This window comes from Streptomyces kanasensis, assembly GCF_043077165.1.
In the GTDB taxonomy this organism is placed as follows: domain Bacteria; phylum Actinomycetota; class Actinomycetes; order Streptomycetales; family Streptomycetaceae; genus Streptomyces; species Streptomyces changanensis.
The window spans coordinates 960,613-975,969 of the sequence record NZ_JBIBSF010000001.1 but is presented as its reverse complement, the minus strand read 5'-3'; the positions used below and the strand labels follow the sequence as shown (position 1 = coordinate 975,969).

15 protein-coding genes are annotated in these 15,357 nt (G+C 74.3%); 6 read left to right on the top strand and 9 right to left on the bottom strand.

Translation table 11 applies throughout. The features are described 5' to 3' along the window. Window positions 1-32: 32 nt before the first annotated feature. Window positions 33-1,517 (bottom strand): trypsin-like serine protease, encoded by a 1,485-nt coding sequence (locus ACF053_RS04290; RefSeq protein WP_391952399.1) that lies wholly within the window; start codon window positions 1,515-1,517, stop codon window positions 33-35. A 564-nt stretch (window positions 1,518-2,081) separates the two neighbouring features. After that, on the bottom strand, window positions 2,082-2,717 hold the full coding sequence (locus ACF053_RS04285; RefSeq protein WP_391952398.1) for a TetR/AcrR family transcriptional regulator: 636 nt from the start codon (window positions 2,715-2,717) through the stop codon (window positions 2,082-2,084). Window positions 2,718-2,836: 119 nt separating this feature from the next. Here ACF053_RS04285 and ACF053_RS04280 point away from each other — a divergent pair, with 119 nt between their 5' ends. The 3 genes from ACF053_RS04280 (at window position 2,837) to ACF053_RS04270 (ending at window position 6,298) form a co-directional block, all read left to right on the top strand. Beyond that, the gene (locus ACF053_RS04280; protein WP_391952397.1) at window positions 2,837-3,406 is read left to right on the top strand and encodes an NAD(P)H-dependent oxidoreductase; all 570 of its coding nucleotides are present in this window, start codon (window positions 2,837-2,839) and stop codon (window positions 3,404-3,406) included. Between the two features lie 911 nt (window positions 3,407-4,317). Beyond that, window positions 4,318-5,793: an AlkA N-terminal domain-containing protein gene (locus ACF053_RS04275; RefSeq protein WP_391952396.1), complete on the top strand. Its 1,476-nt coding sequence runs from the start codon at window positions 4,318-4,320 to the stop codon at window positions 5,791-5,793. Between the two features lie 10 nt (window positions 5,794-5,803). Further along, window positions 5,804-6,298: a methylated-DNA--[protein]-cysteine S-methyltransferase gene (locus ACF053_RS04270; RefSeq protein WP_391952395.1), complete on the top strand. Its 495-nt coding sequence runs from the start codon at window positions 5,804-5,806 to the stop codon at window positions 6,296-6,298. 38 nt (window positions 6,299-6,336) lie between these two features. Here ACF053_RS04270 and ACF053_RS04265 read toward each other — a convergent pair whose 3' ends face one another. Then, window positions 6,337-7,053 carry an SIR2 family NAD-dependent protein deacylase gene (locus tag ACF053_RS04265; RefSeq protein WP_391952394.1) on the bottom strand — a complete coding sequence of 239 codons (717 nt, stop codon included), beginning with the start codon at window positions 7,051-7,053 and terminating at the stop codon, window positions 6,337-6,339. A 70-nt stretch (window positions 7,054-7,123) separates the two neighbouring features. On the opposite strand from ACF053_RS04265, the gene ACF053_RS04260 reads away from it, so the two are divergent. Beyond that, entirely contained in the window at window positions 7,124-7,321 is a 198-nt protein-coding gene (locus ACF053_RS04260; RefSeq protein ID WP_391952393.1) for a type II toxin-antitoxin system VapB family antitoxin, read from the top strand. Between the two features lie 21 nt (window positions 7,322-7,342). On the opposite strand, the gene ACF053_RS04255 is transcribed toward ACF053_RS04260, so the two are convergent. Together ACF053_RS04255 and ACF053_RS04250 are read right to left on the bottom strand one after the other, a co-directional pair. Beyond that, the gene (locus tag ACF053_RS04255) at window positions 7,343-7,834 is read right to left on the bottom strand and encodes an NUDIX domain-containing protein (RefSeq protein ID WP_391952392.1); all 492 of its coding nucleotides are present in this window, start codon (window positions 7,832-7,834) and stop codon (window positions 7,343-7,345) included. A 116-nt stretch (window positions 7,835-7,950) separates the two neighbouring features. Then, window positions 7,951-9,681, bottom strand: coding sequence for a BCCT family transporter (locus tag ACF053_RS04250; protein ID WP_391952391.1), 1,731 nt, complete (start codon window positions 9,679-9,681; stop codon window positions 7,951-7,953). 112 nt (window positions 9,682-9,793) lie between these two features. Between ACF053_RS04250 and ACF053_RS04245 the strand changes: the two genes are divergently transcribed. Both ACF053_RS04245 and ACF053_RS04240 read left to right on the top strand, forming a co-directional pair. Beyond that, window positions 9,794-10,948, top strand: coding sequence for a glycerate kinase (locus ACF053_RS04245; RefSeq protein ID WP_391952390.1), 1,155 nt, complete (start codon window positions 9,794-9,796; stop codon window positions 10,946-10,948). Window positions 10,949-11,090: 142 nt separating this feature from the next. Continuing rightward, complete coding sequence (locus ACF053_RS04240) at window positions 11,091-11,702, top strand: GNAT family N-acetyltransferase (protein WP_391952389.1); 612 nt, start codon at window positions 11,091-11,093, stop codon at window positions 11,700-11,702. A 234-nt stretch (window positions 11,703-11,936) separates the two neighbouring features. Here ACF053_RS04240 and pssA read toward each other — a convergent pair whose 3' ends face one another. The 4 genes from pssA to ACF053_RS04220 form a co-directional block, all read right to left on the bottom strand. After that, on the bottom strand, window positions 11,937-12,809 hold the full coding sequence (pssA, locus tag ACF053_RS04235) for a CDP-diacylglycerol--serine O-phosphatidyltransferase (protein ID WP_391952388.1): 873 nt from the start codon (window positions 12,807-12,809) through the stop codon (window positions 11,937-11,939). Continuing rightward, entirely contained in the window at window positions 12,796-13,452 is a 657-nt protein-coding gene (locus ACF053_RS04230) for a phosphatidylserine decarboxylase (RefSeq protein WP_058940172.1), read from the bottom strand. The genes pssA and ACF053_RS04230 overlap by 14 nt, the downstream gene beginning before the upstream one ends. 183 nt (window positions 13,453-13,635) lie before the next feature. After that, window positions 13,636-14,841 (bottom strand): acyl-CoA dehydrogenase family protein, encoded by a 1,206-nt coding sequence (locus ACF053_RS04225; protein WP_391952387.1) that lies wholly within the window; start codon window positions 14,839-14,841, stop codon window positions 13,636-13,638. A 2-nt stretch (window positions 14,842-14,843) separates the two neighbouring features. Next, window positions 14,844-15,356 carry a MaoC family dehydratase gene (locus ACF053_RS04220; RefSeq protein ID WP_391952386.1) on the bottom strand — a complete coding sequence of 171 codons (513 nt, stop codon included), beginning with the start codon at window positions 15,354-15,356 and terminating at the stop codon, window positions 14,844-14,846. Window position 15,357: the final 1 nt, after the last annotated feature.

Below are 15,357 nucleotides of genomic sequence, written 5' to 3'. Positions count from 1 at the left end.
AGTGGACCCGCACGGCCGGCGCCCCTCAGGGGTCAGAGCGAGGTGTGGGTGGCCCACAGGGCCTTGCCGTCCGGGCCGTAGAGGACCAGGTTGGCGTCGTCCTGGAGCAGCAGGTGGGAGCCGGCCGAGAAGGTGCCGGTGTTCCACAGCGCCCCGCCCTGGGTCGGGCCGCCGTCCTTCGCGTACAGCACGAAGTTGCCGTCGGTCTGCATGAGGGCGTAGGCGCCGGGGTGGTGGCCGCCGACCGTCCACAGCTCCTTGCCGGTGGTGCGGTCACGCAGGGAGAGCCGCCCCAGCGCGTCCATGAGCAGGACGGCGCGCGCGCTCTGCGCCCACGCGCCGGGCATCAGCCGCTTGCCGGCCACGACCTTGCTGTCGCGCATCCAGGTGTCCGAGTGCCACAGGGCCGAGCCGGCGCCGCCGGTGGTGGGACGCGCGTACACGACGAGGTTGCCGTCGCTCTGCAGGGCGGCGAAGGCGCCCTCGTTGCCGTGGGTGCGGGTGCTCCACAGGCCGCCGCCGGTGCTGGGGCTGCCGTCCTTGCCGTAGACGACGAGGTTGCCGTCGTGCTGCATCACCGCGTACGCGCCGGGGTTGCCGTACGTGCCGCTGGCCCACAGGGCGCCGCCGCCGGCGTTGTGGTACGCCACCAGGTTGCCGTCGGTCTGCATGACGAACTTGACGTGGTTGGAGGCGAGCATCTGGCCGGGAAGCAGCCTCTGACCGGGCGCCAGGTGCACGGCGCGGTTGGTCGTGGCGGTCACCCAGGCGGCCAGGCCGTCCGTACGGGACTCGAAGGCGCCGGTGCGCGTGGCGGTGCTGCCGAAGCAACCGCCCTGCCAGGAGCGGCTCGTGACGGCGGCGAGGGTGGGCACGCCGTTCTCGGTGCGCAGCGCGGGGCCGCCGGTGTCGCCCTGGCAGACGGACGCGTCGGCGGGGGACTTCGCGGCGATCTCGAACTCGGTCGCGGTGGTGGCGCCGACGGTGAAGACGGCGGAGTGGAGGCGGTCCGGGACCCAGGCGGTCTTCGTGCGGCCGAAGCCGGCGACCGTCAGCTCCTCGCCCGCGGTGGGCGCCTGCCCGCTGGGCTTGACCGGGGTGATCCCGGTGGCGGGCCGGTCCAGCCGGGCCATGACGAGGTCGCGGTCGGCGCGCGGCACCAGCTCGACGATGTTCGCGGTGTGTCCGCCCGCGGCGTTCAGGTCGGTCTTGCCCACGGTGACCGTGGTCCTGGCGGCGGGTGCGCCGGTGGGGATGTCGATGCTCTGGGCGGGGTTCGCCGCGAAGCAGCTCTTCGCGGTGAGCACCCAGCGCGGGTCGACGAGGACGCCGGAGCAGGCCCGGGTGCTCGGTTCGTCACCGATGACGAGGCGGGCGGTGAACCCGTACTGGCCGGTCGGGACCGGTTGGCCCACGGCGCCCTGCGCCGCGCCGGGCGCGAGGAGGGTGGCGCCGAGGGCGGCACAGGCGGTCAGGGCGCCGCCGAGCCGGCGGGCGCGGGGACGGGTACGGGGCATGGTCTTCCTCGGGGAACAGGGGCCGGCGTGGCCGGCGTCGGCGGCTGGGACGGAGCGGCCCGGTCCGTACGGGACCGGTGCGGGTGCCGGCGCGCGGCCGCGGCCGTGCGCGCAGGGCGAAGGAGCCCCTCGATGCGGTGGGCACCCGTGGACCGGGCGGGGGGAGGGATCAGGGGTCCGAGGGCCACGCGGTGCGCCGCGAAGAGCGTGCGGAGCCGCAGGAGAACGGCGCGGGACGGTGCGGATGCCGCGCGGGGCGGCTCGGATGCCGCGCAGGACGGACCATGCGATGCGTCAACTCCCCCCGGATCACGACGCGCCGGTCCCCCCCGGGCCGGCTGTCGATCATTCTTGTCCTCCGGGTTCCAGTCGCGCAAGCGTTCGGAGGGCGTGTCGTTCGAACGTGTGAGGGCGGTTCGTCGTCGGCGGCTGGGCGGGCCACGGTCCGACCGGTGACGGCCGCGGGTGTCGACGCTCCCGGCGGCCCGATGCAGGGGGGACGCGGGGTTCGGGCCGCCGGGACCCCGGGGGAGGGGGGATACGGGAGGCCCGGCCCCCCGGCGGTCAGTCGTCTGCCGGGGGCGGCAGCAGCCGTGACACCAGGTCGTGCCAGCCGGCCTCCAGGCGCTCCAGCGGCATGCCGCGCCGGGTGAGGAGGTGGTGCACGAGGCTCGTGTCGAGGCTGCCGAGGAGGGTGTGCGCGGCCAGCTCCACGTCGGCGCCCGTGCCGGACTGCCGCAGCAGCAGCGTGAGGTGCGTGAGGCGTACGACGCGGGCGGGTACGAGGTGGCGGCGCTCGGCGGTGGGCTGGGCGGCCAGGTACAGGTCGAGGTGATCCTGCTCGTGGCGCAGGACGGCGGGGCCGAAGGCGTGCAGCCGGTCGCGGGGCGGGGAACCCGGGCCGAGCGGTGCGGGGCCCGACATGAACGCGGCCTGGAACCGTTCCTCCTGGTGGTCGAGGAGTGCCAGCAGCAGTCCGGCCCGGTCGCCGAAGCGGCGGAAGACGGTCCCCTTGCCGACGTCGGCGGCGCAGGCGATGGCGTCCATGGTCACGTTGGCCGCGCCGTGCTCGGCGGCCAGGCGGGCGGCTGCCTCCAGCAGGCGTGCGCGGTTGCGGGCGGCGTCCGCGCGCAGCGGCGGCGGCGCGTCGGAGGGAGTGAGGGACAGCTCCGTACGTCCGTGCGGGGGCGGAGTGGTCATGGCAGCAGCCTAACGCCGTCGGAAGAAAGTGGACCGTGGTCCGGTTAACTGGTACAACTGTAAACGGACCCCGGTCCGGTTAACTTGGAAGCCTCCCCTCGTCCCCTCCAGGAGTCACCATGTCCGCTCGCATCGTCGCCCTCGTCGGCAGCCTCCGCGCCGGCTCGCACAACCGCCAGCTCGCCGAGGCGGCCGTCGGCCTCGCCCCGGAGGGCGTCACCGTCGAGGTGTACGAGGGTCTCGCCGACGTCCCCTTCTACAACGAGGACATCGACACCGGGGCGGACCTCCCGCAGGCCGCCGCCCGGCTGCGTGCCGCCGTCGCCGACGCAGACGCCCTGCTGCTCTTCACCCCGGAGTACAACGGCACCATGCCGGCCGTCCTCAAGAACGCGATCGACTGGCTGTCCCGCCCCTACGGCGCCGGCGCGCTCCAGGGCAAGCCGGTCGCCGTGATCGGCACCGCCTTCGGCCAGTACGGCGGCGTGTGGGCGCAGACCGAGGCCCGCAAGGCCGTGGGCGTGGCCGGCGGCACCGTGGTGGAGGGCGTCGAGCTCGCCATCCCGGGCTCCGTGACGCGGTTCGCCGAGACCCACCCGTCGGAGGACGCCGAGGTCATCACCGGCCTCTCCGCGGTGCTGACCGGGCTGGTCACCGCGACGGCCGCCCCCGCCGAGGCCACCGCCTGACCCGTCCCCACCACGGGCAGCCCCTCGCCCGGCCGCCCGCCCGTCGCCCGGCCGTCCGGCATCTCCCGGACGGCCCCCGGCACGTACGCCCCGACGGCGGCCGCCCGCGCTCCCCGGCGCCGGGCGGCCGCCGTCACCGCATCCCGCACTTCCGCGCCCGCAGGGTGCTGCCCGCCCGCCACGGGGTGGCGCCCCGGGCGACGCCCCAGGTATCCGTCCAGGGGTCCGGGCCCGTCAGGACGATCCCCTCGACCGTCCTCCGGGCCCTGCGTACGGCGAGGCGCCGACGGGCGACGCCCCGGGAAGCCGGCCCCACAGGCCGCCGGGGCCAGCTCCACGTCGCTCCGGCTCCGCCCCCACCCGCGCTCCCCCCCCACCCGCGCTCCGCCCCCTCCACCGCGCCCCGCCCGCACCGGGGCGCCCGGGCCGCGCCCGCACCTCGGCCCAGCCCGGGCGCGCCGCGCACCGGGGCCGGCCGCTGCCGCCCGCCGGCCGCCCCTCGGCCGCCCGCACACATACGCGCCCCCGCCCGCGCTCCGCGCCCCGCCCGCGCAGGTCCGCGCCCCCGCCGAGGCCACCGCCCCCGCCCCTCCGCGCAGGCCACCGCCCCGCGCCCCGCCCCGGCCGCCCAGGTCCACGCCCCAGCCCCACGCGCAGGTCAGCGCCCCGCCCCCGCCCGCCCAGATCCGCGCACCGCACCGCACCCGCCGCCCGCGCTCCCGGCCCGGCCCTGCCACGCCCCCCAGCGGCCTGCCCCGCCACGCAGGCGGGTAACGCCCCACCCTCCCACAGCCGGTCGACCCCGCCCCACAGGCCCGCCCGCCGGGGCAACCGGCCCCACCCCAGGCCGGCGGACGCTCATGTCGGAAAACCGCCAGCGACCCGCCGTCCGGCTGCCCGATGCTGGAACCATGCACACCGACACCGAGCGCTGCGTACGGGCGGTCCGGTCGAAGGACGCCCGCTTCGACGGCTGGTTCTTCACCGCCGTCCTCACCACCCGCATCTACTGCCGCCCCAGCTGCCCGGTGGTGCCCCCCAAGCCGCGGAACATGGTGTTCTACCCGAGCGCCGCCGCCTGCCAGCAGGCCGGGTTCCGCGCCTGCAAGCGCTGCCGGCCCGACACCAGCCCCGGCTCCCCGGAGTGGGACGTACGGGCCGACGCCGTCGCCCGCGCCATGCGCCTCATCCGCGACGGCGTCGTCGACCGCGAGGGCGTCCCCGGTCTCGCCGCCCGCCTCGGGTACTCCACCCGCCAGATCGAGCGGCAGCTCCGCGCCGAACTGGGCGCCGGGCCGCTCGCCCTCGCCCGCGCCCAGCGCGCGCAGACCGCCCGCGTCCTCATCGAGACCACCGCCATGCCCATGGCGGACATCGCCTTCGCCGCCGGGTTCTCCTCCGTCCGCACCTTCAACGAGACGGTCCGCGAGGTGTTCGCCCTCGCCCCCGGCGAGCTGCGCGCCCGCGCCACCGGCCCCCGCGCCGCCCCCTCACCCACCCCCGGCGTCATCGCCCTGCGGCTGCCCTACCGCACGCCCCTCGACCCGTCCAACCTCTTCGGGCACCTCGCCGCCACCGCCGTCCCCGGCGTCGAGGAGTGGCGCGACGGCGCCTACCGGCGCACGCTCGCCCTCCCGAACGGACCCGGCATCGTCTCCCTCGCCCCGGCCGCCGGCCACATCGCCTGCCGGCTGCTCCTCACCGACCCGCGCGACCTCTCCCACGCCATCAGCCGGTGCCGCTGGCTCCTCGACCTCGACGCCGACCCCGTCGCCGTCGACGAGCAGCTGCGCGCCGACCCGCTGCTCGCGCCGCTCGTCGACGCGGCGCCCGGCCGCCGTGTCCCCCGTACCGTCGACGCCGCCGAGTTCGCCGTCCGCGCCGTCCTCGGCCAGCAGATCTCCACCGCCGCGGCCCGCACCCACGCCGGGCGCCTGGTCACCGCGCACGGCACCCCCGTCGAGGACCCCGAGGGGGGACTCACCCACCTGTTCCCCGCACCCGGGGCGCTCGCCGCGCTGGACCCCGAGGCCCTCGCCCTGCCGCGCACCCGCCGTACGACGCTCACCACCCTCGTCGGTGCCCTCGCCGACGGCACCCTCCGCCTCGGTCTGGACACCGACTGGGAGGAGGCCCGCGCCCACCTCCTCGCCCTGCCCGGCCTGGGCCCCTGGACCGTCGAGGCCATCGCCATGCGGGCCCTCGGCGACCCCGACGCCTTCCTCCCCACCGACCTCGGCGTCCGCCGGGCCGCCGCCGGGCTCGGCCTGCCGTCCACCCCCGCCGCCCTCACGGCCCGCGCCGCCGCCTGGCGCCCCTGGCGCGCCTACGCCGTCCAGTACCTCTGGGCGACCGACAGCCACCCGATCAACCACCTCCCCTCCTGAGGAAGCCCGCATGAACCGGCAGCACACCGTCGTCGACAGCCCCTACGGCCCGCTCACGCTCGTCGCCACCGACGGCGTCCTCAGCGGGTTGTACATGACCGACCAGCGCCACCGCCCCGCCGAGGAGACCTTCGGCGAGCCCGACCCGCGGCCCTTCACCGAGGCCGTCCGCCAGCTGGACGCCTACCACGCCGGCGAGCTGACCGCGTTCGACCTGCCCCTGCACCTGGCCGGCACACCGTTCCAGCGCCGCGTCTGGGACGAGCTGCGCAGGATCCCCTACGGCGAGACCCGTACGTACGGCGACCTCGCCCGGGCCCTCGGCGCGCCCCAGGCGTCCCGCGCGGTCGGCCTCGCCAACGGCCGCAACCCCGTCGGCATCATCGTCCCCTGCCACCGGGTGATCGGCGCGAGCGGCGGCCTGACCGGCTACGGCGGCGGCCTCGACCGCAAGCGCCGACTGCTCGCCTTCGAGAGCGGCAACCGGGCCGGCGCCCTGTTCTAAGGGGACCGCCCCGGCGGGCGGGCCCGTGCCACGGGCGGTCAGAGCCGCCCGAGCAGCGCCGGCAGCGCCGTACCGATCGGCTCGCGGACCACCTCGTCGGCCAGCGCGTCGTACGGGGTCGGCTCGGCGTTCACGACGACCAGCCGCGCCCCGTGCTCGGCGGCGACCCGCACCAACGACGCGGCCGGCTGGACCCGGAGCGACGAACCGACCGCGAGGAACACGTCGCACGCCGCGGCGACCGCCACCGCCTCGTCCAGCACCACCGGGTCCAGCCGCTCGCCGAACATCACGGTCGCCGACTTCAGGATCCCCCCGCACGCCCCGCACCCCGGATCGTCCTCGCCCGCCGCCACCCGCTCCAGCGCGGCGGCCATCGGCGACCGGGCACCGCAGCCGGTGCACACCACGGCGCGCGCCGAACCGTGCAGCTCCACCACCTTGCGTCCCGGTACGCCGGCCAGCTGGTGCAGCCCGTCGACGTTCTGCGTGAGCACCCGCACCGCGAAGCCCGGCGTGCGGTCCAACGCGGCCACGGCCAGGTGCGCGGCGTTCGGCCGCGCCCGCAGCACGGGACCGTCCAGGCGCATCCGCCAGGCGCGGCGCCGGATCTCCGGATCGGCCATGTAGTACGCGTACGTGACCAGCTTCCGGGCGCCCGGGTCGCGCCGCCACAGCCCGTCGGGACCCCGGTAGTCGGCGATCCCCGAGTCGGTGGAGATCCCGGCGCCGGTGAGCAACGCGACCCTCGTCATACGCCGAGCGTACGCAGCGGATCCGCCGTCCGGCGAACGGATGACCGGACCGGCCGGTAGGGTCCCGCCCATGGCCAAGGTGACAGTCAGTCTGGATGCCGAACTCGTCGTGGAAGTCATGGTCCTTGCGGGCGTCGGCAGCCCGCAGGACGCCGTGGAGCTCGTCGTCCGCGACTACATCCAGCGCGGGCACCGCACGGAGGAGCGGGTGGCGAGCGAGGACGCCCCCCGCGCCCCGGAGCCCGGCCCGCAGGACCACCACGGCTGACCGGCCGGCCCCCGCCCGCGGTCAGCGCGCGGGGCGGCCGTTCTCCAGCTCGACCGGCCCCCGGCCCGCCTCCAGGGCGTCCAGCGCCGCCGCGACCCGCGAGGCGAGCGGGCCGAGCAGGTGGGTCCCGATCTCCTCGCGCGGCACCAGCCGCCAGGAGAGCAACTCGGCCTCCTGGAGGCGGATGCGCCCGAACGCCTCCGCGTCGAGGACGCCGCCGTCGTACACGTACCCCACGACCGGCGGGCGGCCCGGTCCCAGCACCCAGTCGACGGCCAGGAGGGGGCCGGGCGGCACGTCCAGCCCGATCTCCTCCAGGGTCTCGCGGCGGGCCGCCTGGCGGGGTGTCTCGTCCGCGTCGGACTCGATCGTCCCGCCGGGCAGCGCCCACCCCTCGCGGTAGTTGGGCTCGACGAGCAGGACGCGTCCCTCCGGGTCGCGCAGCAGCGTGGCGGCGCCCGCGAGCACCTTGGGCAGCCCGGCGATGTACGTGGCGTAATCGGTCGTGGTCATGCGGCCAGCCTAGGGGGGTGTCCTGCCGCCCGGGGCGGGCTCGCCCCGATCGACGGGGCGCCCCGGAGCGCCTCTCGACCGGCCCCGTCCCGCGGACCGGCCGAGCCGCTCACCTCCTACGGCGTCCCCGAGCCGCCGCCCGTGTCCCCGGTGTCCGCGTCCGTGTCCGTGTCCGTGCGCGAGCGCGCCGCCCGCCGCAGCCGGTGGTGGCGGGTCGCGCCCTGCTCCGTGACCGCGTCGCCGACCATCGCCCGCACGACGTCCCGCAGCCCGTGCAGGGCCTGGTGGCGGACGGACCCGGCGCCCGGATCCTCGCGCAGCTCCCGCACCAGCGCCCAGCACAGGCACAGCATCACCACGACGAACGGCAGCGCCACCAGGATCGTCGCCGTCTGCAGCGAGTTCAGCCCCCCGACCACCAGCAGGACCGCCGCGACGGACGCCATCAGCACCCCCCACCCGACCACCAGCCAGGTCGGCGGGTGCAGCGCGCCCCGGCTGCTGAGCGAACCCATCACCAGGGACGCGGAGTCGGCGCTCGTCACGAAGTACGTCATGACCAGCACCATCGCCACGACCGCCGTGATCGCGCCGCCCGGCAGCGCGTCGAGCGTCGCGAAGAGCGACGCCTCGGCGCCGTCCTTGACCGCGTCCGCCAGGTCGGCCGCGCCGGTCGACTGCAGCCGCAGCGCCGAGCCGCCCATCACGCAGAACCAGAACACCGTGGCGCCGCTCGGCACGAGCAGCACCCCGACGAGGAACTCGCGGATCGTCCGGCCGTGCGAGATGCGGGCGATGAAGGTGCCCACGAACGGCGCCCACGACAGCCACCAGGCCCAGTAGAAGATCGTCCAGGAGCCGAGCCACGTGTGGTCCGAGAACGCGCCCGTACGGCTCGCCATCGGCAGCAGGTTGTCGAGGAAGCCGCCGACCGAGGCCGGGATCGTGTCCAGGATGTAGACCGTGGGCCCGACGAGGAAGACGAACGCCATCAGCGCGGCCGCCAGCACGATGTTGAGCGTGGACAGCCACTTGATGCCCCGGTGCAGCCCGGAGAAGGCCGACAGGACGAACGCCGTCGACAGCACCAGGATCACGAGGAGCTGCGTCGAGCGGTCCGCCGTGACGCCCGCCGTCAGGTCAAGCCCCTCCGCGACCTGCAGCGCGCCCAGGCCCAGGCTGGTCGCGGTGCCGAACACCGTCGCGAACACGGCGAGCAGGTCGATCAGCCGGCCCGGCCACCCGTTCGCGCGGCGCGTCCCGATCAGCGGGACGAAGGCCGCGCTCAGCCGGGTGCCGCGGGCCTTGCGGAAGCCCGCGTACGCCAGGGCGAGGCCGGCGATGCCGTAGATCGCCCACGGGGTCAGCGTCCAGTGGAAGAACGAGTACTCCATCGCCGTGCGGGCCGCTTCGGCCGACTCGGCGCGCACCCCGCTCGCCGGCGGCGGGGTCAGGTAGTGCGTGAGCGGCTCCCCGACGCCGTAGAACATCAGCCCGATGCCCATGCCGGCGCTGAACATCATCGCGATCCACGCGAGGTTGCCGAACTCCGGCTCCGAGTCGTCCGCGCCCAGCCGGATCCGGCCGAACCTGCTGAACGCGATCACGAGGCAGAGGACCAGGAAGACGTCGGCGGCGACCACGAACAGCCACCCGAAGTCGTCCAGCACCCAGGACAGGGCGGCGGCGGACGCGCTGTCGAAGGAGTCCCCCCACAACCAGGCCCACACCACCACGCACAGGACCACGGTGAAGCCGATGCCCACGAGCGTGACGTCCGGCGCGCTCTTCACCGGGCTGCCCGGGGGAGCGCCGGACGGGGAACGATCGATCGGTTCCGTGCTCATGATCCCAGACTATGGGCCCCCGACCCCGGCCACGGAGGGGTGGCACGCCGTCCGGAGCTCCGGATAGGGTCGGCACCGGCGCGACTGCCTGTTCGATAGCAAGGGATGCAAGGTGACGGACGGAGCAGTTACTGAGGTCGCACACGTGCTCGTGGCGGCCGACAAGTTCAAGGGGTCGCTCACGGCCGTACAGGTCGCCGAGCGCGTGACCGCGGGGATCCGGCGCGTCGTGCCGGACGTCCGGGTCGAAGCGCTGCCCGTCGCGGACGGCGGCGACGGCACGGTCGCGGCGGCGGTGGCCGCCGGGTTCGAGCGGCGCGAGCTGCGCGTGACCGGCCCACTCGGCGAGCCCGTGACCGCGGCCTTCGCGCTGCGCGGCACCACCGCGGTCGTGGAGATGGCGGAGGCGTCGGGCCTCCAGCTGCTGCCCGAGGGCGTCTTCGCCCCGCTCACGGCCACCACCCACGGCTCCGGCGAGCTGCTGCGCGCGGCGCTCGACGCGGGTGCCCGCACCATCGTCTTCGGCGTGGGCGGCAGCGCCACCACCGACGGCGGCGCCGGCATGCTCGCCGCGCTCGGCGCGCGCTTCCTCGACGGCGACGGCGAGCCCGTCGGTCCGGGCGGCGGCGGCCTGCGCGACCTGGTGACCGCCGACCTGTCCGGGCTGGACCCGCGCTTCGCGGACGTGGACCTGGTGCTCGCGAGCGACGTGGACAACCCGCTCACCGGCCCGAAGGGCGCGCCCGCGGTCTTCGGCCCGCAGAAGGGGGCCACCGAACGGGACGTGGAGGTCCTCGACGCCGCCCTCACGCACTTCGTGACGGTCCTGGAGGAGGCGATCGGCCCGCGCGCCGCGGAGGCGGCCGCCTCGCCGGGCGCGGGTGGCGCGGGCGGCATCGGCTACGGGGCCCTCGTCGGCCTCGGGGCGAGCTTCCGCCCCGGCATCGAGCTGATGCTGGACATCCTCGGTTTCACCGAGGCCCTGGGCCGCGCCACGCTCGTCATCACCGGTGAGGGGTCCCTCGACGAGCAGACCCTGCACGGCAAGGCCCCTGCGGGCGTCGCCGCGGCGGCCCGCGCGGCCGACGTCGACGTCGTCGCCGTCTGCGGCCGGCTGGCCCTCCCGCCCGAGGCTCTCGGCCGGGCCGGCATCCGCCGGGCCTACGCGCTGACCGACCTGGAGCCGGACACGGCCCGGTGCATCGCCGAAGCGGGCCCCCTCCTGGAACGCCTGGCGTCCCGCCTCGCCGAGGACTTCCTCCGCTGACCGCCCGGCCCTGACCACCCGGCCCCGACCGCCGGCCCGCCCGCCCCGCCGGCCGCGCACCCCCGCGCGGCTCACCGCCGTGCGGCGGCCCCGGGGAACACCACGTCACCCGGACGCAACACCGGCATGCCACGATCCGATCATGGACACGCGCGGGGACACGGGCACGGGTGGGGGCGCCGGTGCGGGCACGGCTGCCGGTGGGAACGCCGGTGCGGGCGGCCCGGACGGGGTCCGCATCGCGCTCTTCCCCGGCGACCGCGTGCGCGCGGAGGCCGGTGGCGCGCTGGCCGCCCTGCTGCGGGACGCCGTGCACGACGGGGCGTCCGTCGGCTTCCTCGCGCCGCTGGACACCGCCGAGGCGGCCGCCTGGTGGCACGGTGCGGCGGCGGAGGTGGAAAGCGGCGCCAGGACGGTCTGGGCGGCCCTCGGCTCCGGCGGGGAGCTGCTGGGGGTGGTGTCCCTGGTGCGGCCCGCCCTCCCGAACCAGCGGCACCGCGGGGACGTCTCGAAGCTGCTCGTGCACACCTCGGCGCGCGGCCGGGGCCTCGGGCGGCGGCTGCTGGCGGCCGCCGAGGCCGGGGCGGCCGACGCGGGGCTCACGCTGCTCGTCCTGGACACCGAGACGGGAAGCCCCGCGGAGGGGCTCTACCGCTCCGCGGGCTGGACCCGCGTGGGAACCGTCCCCGGGTACGCGGCCGATCCGGCGGGGGTACCGCGCGGCACCACGTACTACTTCAAGGCACTCGGCTGAGCCGGCACGGCCGGGGCCGGGAACGGCCGCCGAGGCCGGGGCAGCGGCGGAGAAGCCCGCCACACGGCGTGAAGGCGGGGAGGCGGCAGGAGGCCCCGCCCGGTACGGCGAGGGGCGCAGGAGGCCCGCCCGGTACGCCGGGGCCGGTAAGGCGAGGGCTCAGAAGGCCCGCCCGGTACGGCGAGGGGCCCGGGTGCGTTTACCGCACCCGGGCCCCTCGGCCGATCTCGTCCGCTACGGCAGCTGCGCCGTCCGCGCCTCCCGGCTCTCGCGCCGGTTGTCGCGGAAGGTGTTCACCCGCCGCGCCGTCGCGAAGAGCGGGATCACCGCGCCCAGAACGACCTGGAGGGCGCAGCCGGTCTGGAGCAGCAGCTGCCCGCCCGGGGCCTCGAAGGCCCACGCGGCCAGCAGGCCCATCGCGCCGACGATCCAGCTGAGCATCGCCACCGCGAGGATGCCCCGCGGCTTCGGGTACTCGACCCGGCTGACCATGAGCCACGCCGTACCGATGATCGCCAGCAGCGTCGGGATGAACGGCAGCTCCAGCAGCACGATCGACACGACCGTCAGCGCCCCGAAGGGGCTCGGCATGCCCTGGAACATGCCGTCCTTCATGGTCACGCAGGAGAATCTGGCGAGCCGCAGCACCACCGCGAGCAGGACCACGATCGCCGCCACCGCGGAGACCCGCTGGTGGGCGTCGTCCGCCACCATCCCGTAGACGAGCACGAAGTACGCCGGGGCCAGACCGAAGCTGATCAGGTCCGACAGGTTGTCGAGCTCGGCGCCCATCGGGGACGAGCGGAGCTTGCGCGCCACGAGCCCGTCGAAGAGGTCGAAGACGGCCGCGCAGAGCATGAGGATCACGGCGGTCGCGGCGGAGTGCCGCGCCATGCCGGTCTCCTCGCTGCCCACGAGGTGCGGGATGAGGATCCCGGTGGTGGTGAAGTACACCGCCATGAAACCGCAGGTGGCGTTACCCAGCGTGAGCGTGTCCGCTATCGACAGGCGGAGCGACAGCGGCATCTCCTCCTGGTCCTCGGCGGAGGTCTGCACCTCGCCGTCGGAGACCCAGCCGGCCGGCCTTTCGGGGTCAATCACGGTCAATGCGAGTCACCCCCGCAGTCGTGGTCTGTCCGACCTCGACGGCGACGTCCACACCTTCCGGGAGGTAGATGTCGACCCGCGAGCCGAAGCGGATCAGACCGATCCGGTCGCCCTGCTCCACCTTGGCGCCCTGCGACAGGTAGGGGACGATGCGCCGCGCCACGGCGCCGGCGATCTGCACCATCTCGATGTCGCCGAGCTCGGTGTCGAAGTGCCAGACGACGCGCTCGTTGTTCTCGCTCTCCTTGTTGAACGCCGGCACGAACCCGCCCGGGATGTGCTCCACGGAGGTGACCGTGCCCGCGAGGGGGGCGCGGTTGACGTGCACGTTCAGGGGGCTCATGAAGATGGCGACCCGGGTGCGCCCGTCCTTCCACGGCATGATGCTCTGCACCACCCCGTCGGCGGGCGAGATGACCCTGCCCTGAGCGATCTCGCGCTCGGGGTCGCGGAAGAACCACAGCATGCCCGCCGCGAGCGCGGTGGTGGGCACAGCGATGGCCGCGGCGCGCTTGGAACGGCGCGAGCGGGCAAGACTGAGTGCAGCGGTGGCGACGGTCGGCAGGAGCCACGGCGATGCTCCGCGCGCGAGGCGTACGCCGGTGCGGCTGTCGCGAGGTGCAGAGGTTTGGCTGTGGGGCATGGATGACCTTCGTAGCGGATGAGGCCGCGCTCGGGAACGGGGGGACGGCGGCTTTCTGGCGATGCTATCGGTTGCGGGCCGCAACTGGGCAAGCCAGAAGCCGAGTCGACGACCGGAAGAAGATGACTGGGTGTGATCTTCTTCGCGGTCCATTACCGTCGAAAAGCCCCTGAAGCCCGACAATCAGCCCTGGACCCGGTACTCCTCCAGCAGCCGGCGACCGATGATCATCTTCTGGATCTCGGCCGTGCCTTCACCGATGAGGAGCATCGGCGCCTCGCGGTAGAGGCGCTCGATCTCGTACTCCTTGGAGAACCCGTATCCACCGTGGATACGGAAGGCGTCCTCCACGACCTCCTTGCAGTACTCGGAGGCCAGGTACTTGGCCATGCCCGCTTCGAGGTCGTTTCGCTCCCCGGAGTCCTTTTTGCGAGCTGCGTTCACCATCATGGCATGAGCGGCCTCGACCTTGGTAGCCATTTCGGCCAGCTTGAACTGAATGGCCTGGTGCTGGGCGATCGGCTTGCCGAAGGTGTGGCGCTGCTGGGCGTACCCGACACCCAGCTCGAAGGCGCGTTGTGCCACGCCACAGCCGCGCGCGGCCACGTTCACGCGACCGACCTCGACGCCGTCCATCATGTGATAGAACCCTCGGCCGGTGACCCCGCCCAGGACCCGATTGGCCGGAATGCGCAGTCCGTCCATGATCAACTCGGTGGTGTCGACCCCCTTGTACCCCATCTTGTCGATCTTCCCGGGGATGGTGAGGCCGGGTCGGACCTCGCCGAAGCCGGGCTCCTTCTCGACGAGGAAGGTCGTCATCGACTTGTGGGGGGCGGTGCCCTCGGGGTGTCCTTCGTCACTTCGGACCAGAACGGCGACCAGCGTGGACGTTCCGCCGTTCGTCAGCCACATCTTCTGACCGTTCAGGACGTACTCGTCGCCGTCCTTGACCGCCTTCGACGTGATGGCCGACACGTCCGAGCCGAGCGCCGGCTCCGACATCGAGAACGCGCCGCGCACCTCGCCGGCCGCCATCCGGGGCAGGAAGGTGTCCTTCTGCTCCTGCGTACCGTGTTGCTTGAGCATGTACGCGACGATGAAGTGCGTGTTGATGATGCCGGACACCGACATCCAGCCGCGCGCGATCTCCTCCACGCACAGCGCGTACGTGAGCAGGGACTCGCCCAGACCCCCGTACTCCTCCGGGATCATCAGGCCGAAGACACCCAGCTCCTTGAGCCCGTCGACGATGTCCTGCGGGTACTCGTCGCGGTGCTCCAGCTCCGTCGCGACCGGGATGATCTCCTTGTCGACGAAGTCCCGGACCGTGGACAGGATCTCCTGCTGGACGTCCGTCAGACCGTGGGTCTGCGCGAGTCGGGCCATGGCTACTTCTCCTGCGCCTTCAGTTCCGGGCGGCCGGGCTGCTCGCCGCCGCGCTCCTTGGTGTACGTCTCGGTCGGCACCATCACCTTGCGGCGGAACACGCACACGAGCGTGCCGTCCTGCTTGTAGCCCTTGGTCTCGACGTACACGATCCCGCGGTCGTTCTTCGACTTCGACGGGGTCTTGTCGAGGACGGTGGTCTCGCCGTAGATGGTGTCGCCGTGGAACGTCGGCGCCACGTGGCGCAGCGACTCGATCTCCAGGTTGGCGATCGCCTTGCCGGAGACGTCCGGCACGGACATCCCCAGCAGCAGGGAGTAGATGTAGTTACCCACGACGACGTTCCTGCCGAAGTCCGTCGTCTTCTCCGCATAGTTGGTGTCCATGTGGAGGGGGTGGTGGTTCATGGTGAGCAGACAGAAGAGGTGGTCGTCGTACTCCGTGACCGTCTTCCCGGGCCAGTGCTTGTAGACCGCGCCGACCTCGAACTCCTCGTAGGTGCGTCCGAACTGCATG

Excerpts from the sequence above, each read along its gene's own strand:
- ACF053_RS04290 (WP_391952399.1), bottom strand. The coding sequence starts at position 1,517 with ATGCCCCGTACCCGTCCCCGCGCCCGCCGGCTCGGCGGCGCCCTGACC.
- ACF053_RS04285 (WP_391952398.1), bottom strand. The coding sequence starts at position 2,717 with ATGACCACTCCGCCCCCGCACGGACGTACGGAGCTGTCCCTCACTCCC.
- ACF053_RS04280 (WP_391952397.1), top strand. The coding sequence starts at position 2,837 with ATGTCCGCTCGCATCGTCGCCCTCGTCGGCAGCCTCCGCGCCGGCTCG.
- ACF053_RS04275 (WP_391952396.1), top strand. The coding sequence starts at position 4,318 with ATGCACACCGACACCGAGCGCTGCGTACGGGCGGTCCGGTCGAAGGAC.
- ACF053_RS04270 (WP_391952395.1), top strand. The coding sequence starts at position 5,804 with ATGAACCGGCAGCACACCGTCGTCGACAGCCCCTACGGCCCGCTCACG.
- ACF053_RS04265 (WP_391952394.1), bottom strand. The coding sequence starts at position 7,053 with ATGACGAGGGTCGCGTTGCTCACCGGCGCCGGGATCTCCACCGACTCG.
- ACF053_RS04260 (WP_391952393.1), top strand. The coding sequence starts at position 7,124 with ATGGCCAAGGTGACAGTCAGTCTGGATGCCGAACTCGTCGTGGAAGTC.
- ACF053_RS04255 (WP_391952392.1), bottom strand. The coding sequence starts at position 7,834 with ATGACCACGACCGATTACGCCACGTACATCGCCGGGCTGCCCAAGGTG.
- ACF053_RS04250 (WP_391952391.1), bottom strand. The coding sequence starts at position 9,681 with ATGAGCACGGAACCGATCGATCGTTCCCCGTCCGGCGCTCCCCCGGGC.
- ACF053_RS04240 (WP_391952389.1), top strand. The coding sequence starts at position 11,091 with ATGGACACGCGCGGGGACACGGGCACGGGTGGGGGCGCCGGTGCGGGC.
- ACF053_RS04230 (WP_058940172.1), bottom strand. The coding sequence starts at position 13,452 with ATGCCCCACAGCCAAACCTCTGCACCTCGCGACAGCCGCACCGGCGTA.
- ACF053_RS04225 (WP_391952387.1), bottom strand. The coding sequence starts at position 14,841 with ATGGCCCGACTCGCGCAGACCCACGGTCTGACGGACGTCCAGCAGGAG.
- ACF053_RS04220 (WP_391952386.1), bottom strand. The coding sequence starts at position 15,356 with ATGCAGTTCGGACGCACCTACGAGGAGTTCGAGGTCGGCGCGGTCTAC.